The 11,136-nt window shown below is 71.7% G+C and carries 12 protein-coding genes, 1 tRNA gene and 1 riboswitch; all 13 genes read right to left on the minus strand.

The genetic code is table 11. The features are described 5' to 3' along the window. Positions 1-4: 4 nt before the first annotated feature. The 13 genes from NYO99_RS18650 to NYO99_RS18710 all read right to left on the minus strand — a co-directional run bounded on the left by NYO99_RS18650 (position 5) and on the right by NYO99_RS18710 (position 11,104). Positions 5-862 carry an HNH endonuclease family protein gene (locus NYO99_RS18650; RefSeq protein WP_268168787.1) on the minus strand — a complete coding sequence of 286 codons (858 nt, stop codon included), beginning with the start codon at positions 860-862 and terminating at the stop codon, positions 5-7. Further along, complete coding sequence (locus NYO99_RS18655) at positions 859-2,178, minus strand: AAA family ATPase (RefSeq protein ID WP_268168788.1); 1,320 nt, start codon at positions 2,176-2,178, stop codon at positions 859-861. Before NYO99_RS18655 ends, NYO99_RS18650 begins: the two co-directional genes overlap by 4 nt. 98 nt (positions 2,179-2,276) lie before the next feature. After that, entirely contained in the window at positions 2,277-2,846 is a 570-nt protein-coding gene (cobO, locus tag NYO99_RS18660) for a cob(I)yrinic acid a,c-diamide adenosyltransferase (RefSeq protein ID WP_268168789.1), read from the minus strand. A 16-nt stretch (positions 2,847-2,862) separates the two neighbouring features. After that, positions 2,863-3,624 carry an ABC transporter ATP-binding protein gene (locus NYO99_RS18665; RefSeq protein ID WP_268168791.1) on the minus strand — a complete coding sequence of 254 codons (762 nt, stop codon included), beginning with the start codon at positions 3,622-3,624 and terminating at the stop codon, positions 2,863-2,865. Next, entirely contained in the window at positions 3,621-4,601 is a 981-nt protein-coding gene (locus tag NYO99_RS18670; RefSeq protein ID WP_268168792.1) for a FecCD family ABC transporter permease, read from the minus strand. The genes NYO99_RS18665 and NYO99_RS18670 overlap by 4 nt, the downstream gene beginning before the upstream one ends. Then, positions 4,598-5,467, minus strand: coding sequence for an ABC transporter substrate-binding protein (locus NYO99_RS18675; protein WP_268168793.1), 870 nt, complete (start codon positions 5,465-5,467; stop codon positions 4,598-4,600). The genes NYO99_RS18670 and NYO99_RS18675 overlap by 4 nt, the downstream gene beginning before the upstream one ends. Further along, positions 5,460-6,008 (minus strand): bifunctional adenosylcobinamide kinase/adenosylcobinamide-phosphate guanylyltransferase, encoded by a 549-nt coding sequence (gene cobU / locus NYO99_RS18680; protein ID WP_268168794.1) that lies wholly within the window; start codon positions 6,006-6,008, stop codon positions 5,460-5,462. The genes NYO99_RS18675 and cobU overlap by 8 nt, the downstream gene beginning before the upstream one ends. 11 nt (positions 6,009-6,019) lie before the next feature. After that, positions 6,020-7,882 (minus strand): TonB-dependent receptor domain-containing protein, encoded by a 1,863-nt coding sequence (locus NYO99_RS18685; RefSeq protein WP_268168795.1) that lies wholly within the window; start codon positions 7,880-7,882, stop codon positions 6,020-6,022. A 65-nt stretch (positions 7,883-7,947) separates the two neighbouring features. Continuing rightward, positions 7,948-8,181, minus strand: a riboswitch (cobalamin riboswitch). Then, positions 8,177-8,584: a hypothetical protein gene (locus NYO99_RS18690; RefSeq protein ID WP_268168796.1), complete on the minus strand. Its 408-nt coding sequence runs from the start codon at positions 8,582-8,584 to the stop codon at positions 8,177-8,179. It overlaps the preceding riboswitch by 5 nt. After that, the gene (gene pth / locus NYO99_RS18695) at positions 8,581-9,213 is read right to left on the minus strand and encodes an aminoacyl-tRNA hydrolase (protein ID WP_268168797.1); all 633 of its coding nucleotides are present in this window, start codon (positions 9,211-9,213) and stop codon (positions 8,581-8,583) included. The genes NYO99_RS18690 and pth overlap by 4 nt, the downstream gene beginning before the upstream one ends. An 80-nt stretch (positions 9,214-9,293) precedes the next feature. Further along, complete coding sequence (locus NYO99_RS18700) at positions 9,294-9,917, minus strand: 50S ribosomal protein L25/general stress protein Ctc (protein ID WP_268168798.1); 624 nt, start codon at positions 9,915-9,917, stop codon at positions 9,294-9,296. Positions 9,918-9,998: 81 nt separating this feature from the next. After that, entirely contained in the window at positions 9,999-10,961 is a 963-nt protein-coding gene (locus NYO99_RS18705; RefSeq protein WP_326494843.1) for a ribose-phosphate pyrophosphokinase, read from the minus strand. A 66-nt stretch (positions 10,962-11,027) separates the two neighbouring features. Beyond that, positions 11,028-11,104 (minus strand) — tRNA-Gln (locus tag NYO99_RS18710). Positions 11,105-11,136: the final 32 nt, after the last annotated feature.

The raw sequence follows: 11,136 nt of genomic DNA on the forward strand, positions 1-11,136 counted from the left end.
GCGCTCAAGATGCCAGCAGCCCCCAGCGGCGCAGGAAGAAGCGCCGCATGCCGGCAAAGGGCCGGTTGCCCTCGGCCTGGCGCAGCAGTCGCGCCAGCAGCTCGCGCTTGCGGGCGGCGCTGAAGTTGCCCTCCTGCAGCACCAGCGCGGTGGTCTCCAGCTCGTCATAGACCAGCCAACGCAGGCGGCGCAGTTCTTCGCGGTTCAGGCCCAGCACCTCCTCGGCGGCCTTCACCACGCGCCGCGCGCGTGCGCTGGCCGTGCGCGGCACCAGCAGCACCTCTTGCGTGTCGGGCAGGGCCTGCCAGCCGAAGTACTTCTCGGGGTCGGTCGTGTAGGGATTGAGCAGGTCGGCGTTCTCGGCGCCGAACAGCTTGCCCACGGCCGCGTCGGTCGTCGCTGCCGGGTCGGGGCACAGGCGGGCCGCCAGCGCCGCCAGCTGGGCCGCGTCGGTCGGCAGCGTGGCGGGCAGCGCCGGGGGCGCCAGCCGCTTGCCGGTCACGGGGAAGCTGTCGCCCTTGTAGGTCTGGTTGCAGACCTGGCAGCAGAAGGTGTAGTTGTCGTAGCAGTAGGCCAGCCACCAGTAGCTGCTCTTGGGGCGGAAGTGCTCCACGTCGCCGTGCGCGACGACGGCGGTGTCCGCCTCGCAGTAGGCGCACTTGCCGAAGGACTCCTGCTTCAGCTGCGGCTTGGCCTTGCCCCAGGTCTGGCGGGCCTTGGGCTTGAAGTCCACGCCGCCGTCCGCGCCGGCGGCTGGATCTTCATAGCGGTAGGCCAGCAGCTGGCCCAGCCGGGCCTGCAGCGGCGCGCCGGTGAAGCCGGTGAGCAGGCGCGCGTCACGCGTGCGGGTGAGGCGGATCACTTGCCCGCTCCCAGGGCCTTGGCCGTGGCCTTGAGCTTGCGCACCGACAGCGTCGGCTGCCGGCCGCCCGCCGACAGCGAGGCCTTGATGTCCTGCAGCAGCGCGGCCTGCTCGCGGGCGTAGGCCGGCACGGCGTCCCAGGCCGGCGCGGTGCGCAGCACCTCGGCCAGGCGTGCCTTCTCCTGCCGCTCCTCGGCGCTCAGCGCGGCGCGGCGGCCGCTGAGGCTGCGCAGGCTGCCGCGCGCCTGTTCCAGCTCGACCGACTCCAGCGTGTCCAGCCCGAACATGGGGCTCATCAGCAGCTGGTGCAGCATCAGGCGGCGTGGTTCGCCGACGAAGGGCACCAGCACCGGCCGCTGCGACGGCGCCTCGCGGCGCAGCACGTACAGCTCGCCCTCACCGCTCTGTTGGGCCGTCAGCGCCGAGTGCGTGGTGGCGACGAACTGAAAGCGTGGCAGCGCCGCCGACAGGAAGTCCACCAGCCGGCGCCGCCACACGGGGTGCAGGTGCAGATCCAGCTCGTCGATGAGCAGCAGGCCGCGCGTGGCCAGCGGGTCCTTGCTGGCGGGGAAGGCCTCGGTGATGCGGTAGAGCAGGTCGCCGCACCAGGCGGCCATGCTCTGGTGGCCGTCGGACAGCTGGTGCAGCGGCACCTCGCCGTCGTCGGTGGCGAACATCAGCTGGCGGTTCTGGCGGTCGATGCGCGCGAAGCGCAGGCCCGGCAGCAGCGCGTCCAGCGCGGTGCGCAGCGGCTTCAATGCGCGCGGGCCCAGGCGGTAGTCCAGGTCCATGGCCCACTGCGCCAGCGACACCAGCGGCGCGTCGGCTGAGAACAGCGTGGCCAGCCCGCCGGCGCGTGGTGAGTGACCCGACACGGCCTGCCCGAGCGCGGCCGGGCCGGGCCGGCGCGACACGCCGTAGCCGAGCACGAAGCAGGGCCTGTCGGCCGCGTGGATGGCGGCGTCCAGCAGGTCCAGCGCGGCCTGGTTGCGCGCGAAGACATCGCGCAGGCGGTCGCCGCGGCGCAGCTCCAGCGCGAGGTTCTGCGGCGCGCCGGTGGGCAGCGTCAGCGTGGCCTCGATGCGGCAGGACTTGCAGCCGTTGCGTATCCACGCGTCGGGCTCGCCCAGCAGCGTCGGCAGTGCATCGCTGCCCGCGAGCAGCAGCGCCGTGGCGCGCAGCACGGTGCTCTTGCCGCAGCCGTTCTCACCCAGAAGCAGCGTCCAGCGCCGGGGCGTGCCGGCGTCCGTGGCGAAGTCCAGCGTCAGGGACTCGATGGCGCGCACATTGCGCAGCGTGAGGCGTGAGAGAAACATGGCAGCAACCCCTGTGCCCCGCCGATGGTCAGCGCCCGGTGCGGCCCGCTGCGGCCGGGCGCGCAGCGAGCGGGGCGATGGTAGTGCGCGCGGCACCGTCAGTCCTCGATGCCGCGCTGCGCCGGCACGCCGGCCTGGTAGTGGTGCTTGGCCGCGGCCATCACGGTCACGGTGTCGGCCAGGTCGGTCAGCTCGGTCGGCGCGCCGCGGCCGGTCAGCACGACGTGCACATGGGCCGGGCGCTCGCGCAGGCAGGCCAGCACGCCGTCCAGCGGCACCCAGCCGTAGCGCAGCGGGTACATGATCTCGTCCAGCACGACGAGGAAGTGGTCGCCGCTGCGGATGGTGGCCTCGGCGCGGGCCCAGCCCTCGCGGGCCAGCGCGGCGCTGTGGTCCAGGTCCTTGCTCTTCCACGAGAAGCCGTCACCCAGGCCGATGATGGGCACGCCCAGCCGCTCGAACACGCGGTGCTCGCCGAAGCGGGCCGAGGGCACTTTCATGAACTGGTAGATCAGCACCGGCTTGCCACGCCCGTGCGCGCGCAGCGCCAGGCCGAAGGCGGCCGTGCTCTTGCCCTTGCCATCGCCGGTGTGCACCAGCACCAGGCCGCGTCGCTCGGCGGTGGGGATGACGCGCTCGCGGTGCACGGGCGGTTGTTCGATCTGCATCAGCTCTTTCTCAGGATCACAACAGGGGCAGGGCCACCCAGCGGCCGTCGAGCTGCGCGATGTGCAGGCGCGGGCCGAACACGCGGCGCAGCGCGTCGTGGGTGGCGGGGTCGGCCGGCGCGCCGGCATGCACGATGCGGCCCTCGGCCATCAGCACGAGCTGGTCGGCCTGCAACGCCAGGTGCAGCTCGTGCAGCACGCTGACGACGCCGTGGCCGCGCGCCACGCGCGCACGTACCAGCGCCAGCCAGTCGGCCTGGTGGGGTGGGTCCAGATGGGCCAGGGGCTCGTCCATCAGCGTCAGCGGCGCGTCCACGGCCAGCACGCGGGCCAGCAGCACGCGCTGGCGCTCGCCGCCGGACAGGCTGCCCAGCCGGCGCGCGCGCCAGTCCCAGCTCTGCGTGGCGCGCATGGCGGCCTCGGCCGCGGCGTGGTCGGCCGCGCCGGGCGGCGCCAGCCAGGGGCGGTGCGGCAGGCGGCCCAGCAGCACGACGTCCAGCGCCAGCAGGTCGTCGGCGCCGCCTTCCTGCTGGCCCAGCCAGGCCAGCCGGCGGGCGCGCTCGCGGCCGGGCCAGGCGGCCAGCGGGCGCTCGTCCAGCCGCAGCTCGCCCTCGCAGGCTTGCAGCCCGGCGGCGGCGCGCAGCAGCGTGGACTTGCCCGCGCCGTTGGGGCCGACGACGGCCGTCCAGCACGCGGCGGGCAGCACGAGGTCGATGTCGCGCAGCAGGTCGCGGCCGGCGAGGCGGACCCGGGTGATGCGGGCGTGCAGCGTGCTCATCGTTGCAGCAGGCCGCGCCGGTGCATCAGCACCAGCAGGTACAGGCCGCCCAGCAGCGCCGTCACGAGGCCGGCCGGCAGCTCCTGCGGTCGGATCACGAGGCGGGCGATGACGTCGGCCGCCAGCAGCAGCGCGCCGCCGGCCAGCGCCGACAGCACCAGCAGCCAGCCATGGCGCTGCGGGCACAGCGCGCGCACCAGGTGCGGCGCCACCAGCCCCACGAAGGCCACGATGCCGGCCTGCGCAACGGCCGCGCCGGTGGCCAGCGCGAACGCGGCGATCAGCAGCCCGCGCAGGGCCGACAGCGGCATGCCCAGCGACCGCGCCGAGGCCTCGCCCAGCGTCAGCGCGTCCAGCACCGGGCTGGCCGCCAGCCCGGCCAGCAGCGCCACGGCGCCGACGCTGGCCATCACCGCGACGCTGGACCAGCCCAGCAGCCCGGTGTTGCCCAGCAGGAAGGCCTGCATGGCGCGCAGGATGTCGGGGTTCCACAGCGAGATCAGGTCGGTCAGCGCATTCAGCACCACGCCCACCACCACGCCGGCCAGCAGCAGCCGCAGCGACTGCTCCACGCCGCGCGCCAGCAGCACGGTGAGGCTGACGCCGGCCAGCGTGCCCAGCGCCGCGAGGCCCGTGAGGCCGACATGCTGCAGCAGCGAGGCGTTCTGCGCCGACACGCCGGTGAACGCCAGCGCCAGCGCCACGGCCAGGCCGGCCCCGGAGGCGCTGCCCAGCAGGTAGGGGTCGGCCAGCGGGTTGCGGAACAGGCCCTGCGAGATGGCGCCGGCCAGGCCCAGCAGCGCGCCGGTGCACCAGGCGCCCAGCGAGCGTGGCAGGCGGATTTCCCACAGGATCAGCGCCATGCGGTCGTCGCGCAGGTCGGCCCAGCCGGTGCTGCCGGTCAGCACGCCGGCCAGCACGCCCAGCCCGCTGACGAGCAGCAGCAGCGCGAGCAGCCAGGCGGGGCGCAGCGTCACCGGGCCCCCTTGTCGCGCAGGCAGCGGGCCATGATCTGCGCGGCCTCGGCCATGCGCGGGCCGGGGCGGGCGAGGATGTCGCCGTCCTCGGGCCGGAAGACGCACAGGCGGCCGCGCTGCACGGCGTCGATGCGGTCCCAGCCCGGGCGCTGCGCCAGGCCCTCGGCGCCGCGCGCGCCCACCATGATGAGCGCCGGGTTGGCGCGCACGACGAACTCGGGGTTGATCTTGGGAAACGGCCCCAGCTCGGCCGGGATGATGTTGGCCGCGCCCAGCCGGGTCAGCGTCTCGCCCATGAACGACGTGGGGCCGGCGGCCCAGATGCCGTTGGCCACCTCGTAGTACACGCGCAGCCCGCGCGCCTGCGGCGGCACGCTGCTGGCGGCCGCGGCCACGCCGGCCTCGATGCGGCGCCACACGCGCTGCGCATCGGGCACGCCCAGCACCTGGCCCATCACGTCCAGCACGCGCTGCACATCGCGGTAGCTGCGCGGCTCCAGCGCGATGACCGGCAGGCCCAGCGCACGCAGCCGGTCGGTCACGCGCGAGGCCGTGGCCACCAGCACCACGTCCGGCCGCAGCGCCGCGATCATCTCGACGTGGGTGTCGTCCAGCCCGCCGACCTTGGGCAGGGCGTCAGCCTGCGCGGGGTAGTTGGAGTAGCGATCCACCCCCACCAGGCGCGCGCAGGCGCCCAGCTCGCACACCGTCTCGGTCAGCGACGGCAGCAGGCTGACGATGCGCTGCGGCGGCGAGGCGAGCCGGGTGGTGTGGCCCAGGTCGTCGCGGATGTCGACGGCGCCTGCGGGGCCGGTCAGCGCCAGCAGCAGCGGCAGCAGCGCGAGCCGCGCGAGTCGTTCAAGCATGGTCGTCCTCCGCGATGCTGCGCGTCCAGGGCTGGCCGGCCACCATCAGCGTCAGCCGCCCACAGCGGCGGGCCACATCCTGGTTCAGCCGGCCCAACTCGTCCACATAGTCTCGGGCCTCGCGCGTCATCGGCGACACGCCCCAGCCCACCTCGTTGGAGACGAACACGACCGTGGACGTCAGCTGCGGCAGCAGGCCCAGCAGCGCGGCGCGTTCGTCGGCCCAGCCGTCGGCATCGGCCGGCCCCTGCGTCGGCATCAGCCAGTTCACCAGCCACAGCGTCAGGCAGTCGACGATGACCAGGGTGCCGACGTCGTCGAGCCGCTGCAGGGCGGCGCTGAGCGCCAGCGGCGCTTCGACCGTGTCGAAGCGCGCCGGCCGGTCGGCCCGGTGCCGCGCAATGCGCGCGCGCATCTCGTCGTCGGCCGCCAGCGCGGTGGCGACGACGACGACACGGCCCGGCCAGCGCAGTGCCAGCCGCTCCGCCTGCCGCGACTTGCCGCTGCGCTGGCCGCCGACGATGAGTTCATGGGCGCTCATCGTCGCGCGCCTCAGAGCCGGGGCGTCCAGCGAAGCGAGGCCAGCGCCGTCATCGGCGCCGACGCATAGCCGTAGGCCGTCTGGTAGGCGCGGCTGAACAGGTTGTCCACGTTCAGCTGCAGCTTCACCTCGCGGCTGACGGCCACCTGCGCGCTCAGGTTGAGCAGCGCGTAGCCGCCGAGCTTGCGGGTGTTGGTGGCGTTGTCGAAACGCGCGCCGGTGGCCGTCACGCCGGCGCCCAGCGTCCAGGCGCCCAGTGTGGTGTCGGCCTGCACGGTGGCCAGGCGCTTGGCGCGGCGCGCCAGCAGCTTGCCGTCGGCCTCGTTGGTGGGCTTTTGCAGGTCCAGCGTGGCGCGCAGGTTCACCCCGGCGAGCTGGGTGGCGCCGTTCAGGCTCACGCCCTGCAGGCGCGCCTTGGCGACGTTGGCGTAGCAGCCGTACATGTCGCGGCAGCTGCCGGGGCCGCCGAAGACGATGAGGTTGCTGATGCGGTTGCGGTAGGCCGTGGCCGCCAGCTCGTGCGGGCCGCTGGCCCACTTCAGGCCGACTTCGGCGTTGCGGCCGCGCTCCGGCTCCAGCAGGGACGTGCCCGGCTTGCTGAGGGGACCGTACTGCGAGGCCTGCTGGTACACGGTGGGCGCGCGGAAGGCGTTGCCCACCGAGCCCACGACGCGCAGGCCGGCGGCGACTTCGTAGCCGGCCATCAGCGTGCCGGTGTCAACGCCGCCGAACTCGCTGTCGCGGTCGTGGCGCACATGGGCCTGGACGTTGAGGGCGCCCGCCGTCAGCAGGTAGCCCAGGCCGGCGCTGTCGCGGTGGCGCTCGCCGACGCCGCCGGTCACGACGCCGCTGTTCTCCAACTTGTCCTCCAGCCGCTCGGCCGAGAAGTTCAGCTGCTGGCCGGTGGCGAGCTGGTAGGCGCCCGTCAGCGCGACGTTGCGCACGCGGGTCTCGGTCAGGTAGGCCGACGGCGCGGTCTCGTAGCGGTCGCGCGACTCGCCCACGCTCAGCTGCGTCTGCAGCGTGGGGGTCCACTGCGCGGTCCAGGCCAGGCGGGCGGCGTCGGCGTCCTGCTGGGTGATGTCGTCCACCAGAGGCCGCGAGCGGCTGCCGTCGTACTGGCCGCGCGTGTGGCTGCGCATCAGCAGCGCCTCGGCGCGGTGGCCCGTGCCCAGCTGGGCGCCCACGCGCAGCAGCGCCTGGCGCTTGCGGTGGCCGTCGCGATCGGGCACGTAGCTGAAGGTGGAGTCCGGCGTGGTGGCGTTGAAGCCGTCGCTGCCCTCGAAGGCACCGCTCAGCGCGTAGTCAAAGATGCCGGCGCTGCCGAACAGGCCGGCGTCGGCCTTGTAGACGCCCAGATTGCCGGCAGCCACGCCCAGGTCGGCCTGCGTGCTGCGGCCGCCCTTGCGCGTGAAGATCTGCACCACGCCGCCCACGGCGTCCGAGCCGTAGATCGCGCTGGCGGGGCCCTTCAGCACTTCCACGCGCTCGATCTGTGCCAGCGGCAGGCCCTGCCAGCTGGCGCCACCCGAGGCCTGCGAGTCGACCTTGACGCCGTCGATGAGCACCAGCGTGTGGCGGCTGTCGGCGCCGCGCAGGTAGACGCTGGTGGTGCCCGCCGGGCCGCCGTTGCGCGTCATCTCGGCGCAGCCGTTGTTGCGCAGCAGGTCGGCCAGGCTGGCGACGGCCTGGCGCTCGATGTCGGCACGGGTGATGACGGTGATGTCGGCCAGCACCTCAGAGAGCTTTTGCGGGGTGCGCGTGGCGGTGGTGACGACGGTATCCAGCCGATTCTGGGCGTGCGCGGACGCGGCCACGGCCAGCACGGACATGGCAAGCAGCGGCCGACGGGCCGCGAGGAAAACGTGAGACATGAAGCAAACAAGAACGAGCACTCAGCCGTGCTGACCCCCGCAGCAAGGCTGAAAAACGGCTGTACGAAACAGCCCCGTGGTTGGCCGGTATCCGGGCTGGTGGACAACCACTCGACGCCTTCCCGGTGCAGGGCACCAGTGGCTTGTGAGTCGAGCAGCGAGACGCCAAGGCCTCGTCCACTTACCGTTGCGGGGACAGCTCAGGTTAGATCCGCGGCGATGCCACTCGTCCTCCTGATTCCCGTTGAACTGCGCCCGCCGTGAGGGCGGGCGCGAGCACCAACGGCGCGCATTCTATCGGCCGGGCGCGCTGGCCGGCTTCTTGGGCTTGGCCGGCTTGGCCGTCTTGGGCGGCTTGATCTGGGTGAGCGGCGGTGCGCTCGCAGCCGCTGCGGGCGCGGGCTGCAGGCCGATGTGCGCGGCCTTCTGGCGCCGCGCCTCGGCCTCGCTGGCACGCCGAGCGGCAGCCAGTGCGGCGGCCTGCTTGGCGTCCGCCAGGTGGCGGTTGCGGGCGGAGCGGCTGTCGGCGGCGCTGGGTTCGTCGTAGGCGACGCTGCTGGGCGGCGCGCCGCCAGGGCAGGGCGAGTCGCGCAGGTCGCGGCCGTCCGGGCCGCAGCGATACACCTGGGCGCTGCGGCTCTGCGTCTGGGCCGGCGCGGTCAGCGCGAGGCTCAGCAGCAGGACCGGCAGCAGCAGCTTCATGGCGCCGGAGTTTGCGCCGTCGGCGCCGGTTTGGGGGGCTTGGGGCGCGGCGGCTTGGCGTGAATCTTGGCCAAGGCCTTGTCCATCTCGCCGCGCAGCATCAGCTCGACGGCGGCGTAGCTCTTCTCGATGCAGTCTTCCACCGCCTGGCGCTCGCCCAGCGGCGGCTTGCGCAGCACGTAGTTGGCGACTTCGGCCTTGTGGCCCGGGTGGCCGATGCCCAGCCGCAGCCGCCAGAAGTCGCCACTGCCCAGTTGGGCGCGCATGTCGCGCAGGCCGTTGTGGCCGCCATCGCCGCCGCCCTTCTTGAACTTCATCTCGCCGGGCGGGATGTCCAGCTCGTCGTGCACGGCCAGGATCTCTTCGGGCGCGATCTTGAAGAAGCGCGCCAGCGCCGCGACCGACTTGCCGGACACGTTCATGTAGGTCATGGGTTCCAGCAGCCAGATGGGGCCGCTGGCGCCGGGCGCATCGTTCACGCGCGCGACGAGGCCGTGATAGGCCTTGTCGGGTTGCAGGCTCACCTTGAGCCCGCGGGCCAGGCCGTCAATCCACCAGAAGCCGGCGTTGTGGCGGGTGTCTTCGTATTCAGTGCCGGGGTTGCCCAGGCCGACGAGCAGGCGAATCATGGGGCGCGATTATCGAGGCGGGTCGCCATGAAAAAGGGCTCCCGAGGGAGCCCTTGTCGTTGGCGAGAAGCCGGCAGGAATTACTTCTTGCCCTTCTTGCCCTTCTTGTCGTCGGCCGGGGCGGCAGCCACGACGACGATTTCTTCCGTCTTGGGCTCGACCGGCGTCGCAACGACGGGGTTGGGCTTGCCGTGCGTGACGACCTTGATGCCCGCGGGGATCTTCATGTCGTTGACGTGCAGCGAGTGACCCTTGGTCAGGCCGGACAGGTCCACCTCGATGAACTCGGGCAGCTGCTGGGCCAGGCAGGTGATTTCCAGCTCGGTGATGACGTGGTTGACCGTGCACTTGTCGGTCTTCACGGCCACGGAGTTCTCTTCACCGATGAAGTGCAGGGGCACCTTCTTCGTGATCTTGGTCGTGCCGTCCACGCGCTGGAAGTCGATGTGCTGGACTTGCGGCTTGTAGGGGTGCATCTGGAAGTCGCGCAGCAGCACTTGCGTGACCGTGCCATTCAGCTCCATGTCCAGCAGGGAGCTGTGGAAGGCTTCCTTCTTCAGGGCGTGGTACAGCGCGTTGTGATCGAGCTCGATCAGTGCGGGCTCACCGGCGCCGTAAACAATGCCGGGCACCTTGCCGGCGACGCGCAGGCGGCGGCTCGCTCCGGTCCCCTGCTGCTTGCGCTCAAAAGCGACGAACTTCATGGTTTATCTCCAAAAGAGAAACGGCGCCCGCGACCAGGCACCGCATTGAAAAAGCCGTCTTGCGACGGCTACGGGTTCCGATCAGAAGTTGTTGTTCTGTTCGGAGAAAAGGCTGGTGACCGACTCGCCGTCGGAGATGCGGCGGATGGTCTCGGCGAACAGGAAGGCCACCGACAGCTGGCGGATCTTCTTGCAGGCCTTGGCCGCGTCGGTCAGCGGGATGGTGTTCGTGATGACGACCTCGTCCAGCTGCGAGCCGGCGATGCGCTCGATGGCCGGGCCCGACAGGATGGGGTGCGTGCAGTAGGCGAACACGCTCTTGGCGCCACGCGACTTCAGCACCTCGGCCGCCTTCACCAGCGTGCCGGCGGTGTCGATCATGTCGTCCATGATCACGCAGTTGCGGCCTTCGATCTCGCCGATCACGTGCATCACTTCGGACACGTTGGCAGCCGGGCGGCGCTTGTCGATGATGGCCAGGTCGCAGCCCAGCTGCTTGGCCAGCGCGCGGGCACGCACCACGCCGCCGACGTCCGGCGACACGACCACCAGGTCGCTGTAGTTGCGGGCCTTCAGGTCCGACAGCAGCACCGGGGAGGCGTAGATGTTGTCGACGGGGATGTCGAAGAAGCCCTGGATCTGGTCGGCGTGCAGGTCCATCGTCAGCACGCGCTCGACGCCCACGGTTTCCAGGCAGTTGGCCACGACCTTGGCCGAAATGGGCACGCGCGTGGAACGCGGGCGGCGGTCCTGGCGGGCGTAACCGAAGTAGGGGATCACGGCCGTGATGCGGCGGGCGCTGGCGCGCTTGAGCGCGTCGGCCATGATCAGCAGCTCCATCAGGTTCTCGTTCGTCGGCGCGCAGGTGGGCTGGATGACGAACACGTCGCGGGCGCGGACGTTCTGCTGGATCTCGACGGTGACTTCACCGTCCGAGAAGCGGCCGACGACGGCCTTGCCCAACTCGAGGCCGAGGTGGGTAGCGATTTCTTGGGAGAGGACCGGGTTCGCGTTGCCGGTGAAGAGAACCGTATTGAGCAGCACTTGGAGCCTCTGGATCAGTCAGTGGCTCGCTGACGCGCGCCGGTTCAGCGAAGTATCAGAAGAATTTGGCAGGGGAGGAAGGACTCGAACCCTCGCATGTCGGAATCAAAATCCGATGCCTTGACCAACTTGGCGACTCCCCTACACAGGACACAGCAGAGCTGCTGCACCCCAC

The organism is Roseateles hydrophilus (assembly GCF_026712245.1).
GTDB classification, from domain to species: Bacteria; Pseudomonadota; Gammaproteobacteria; order Burkholderiales; family Burkholderiaceae_C; genus Pelomonas; species Pelomonas hydrophilus.

Coding starts and splice junctions, on each gene's coding strand:
- NYO99_RS18655 (WP_268168788.1), bottom strand. CDS start 2,178: ATGTTTCTCTCACGCCTCACGCTGCGCAATGTGCGCGCCATCGAGTCC.
- cobO (WP_268168789.1), bottom strand. CDS start 2,846: ATGCAGATCGAACAACCGCCCGTGCACCGCGAGCGCGTCATCCCCACC.
- NYO99_RS18665 (WP_268168791.1), bottom strand. CDS start 3,624: ATGAGCACGCTGCACGCCCGCATCACCCGGGTCCGCCTCGCCGGCCGC.
- NYO99_RS18675 (WP_268168793.1), bottom strand. CDS start 5,467: ATGCTTGAACGACTCGCGCGGCTCGCGCTGCTGCCGCTGCTGCTGGCG.
- cobU (WP_268168794.1), bottom strand. CDS start 6,008: ATGAGCGCCCATGAACTCATCGTCGGCGGCCAGCGCAGCGGCAAGTCG.
- NYO99_RS18685 (WP_268168795.1), bottom strand. CDS start 7,882: ATGTCTCACGTTTTCCTCGCGGCCCGTCGGCCGCTGCTTGCCATGTCC.
- NYO99_RS18690 (WP_268168796.1), bottom strand. CDS start 8,584: ATGAAGCTGCTGCTGCCGGTCCTGCTGCTGAGCCTCGCGCTGACCGCG.
- pth (WP_268168797.1), bottom strand. CDS start 9,213: ATGATTCGCCTGCTCGTCGGCCTGGGCAACCCCGGCACTGAATACGAA.
- NYO99_RS18700 (WP_268168798.1), bottom strand. CDS start 9,917: ATGAAGTTCGTCGCTTTTGAGCGCAAGCAGCAGGGGACCGGAGCGAGC.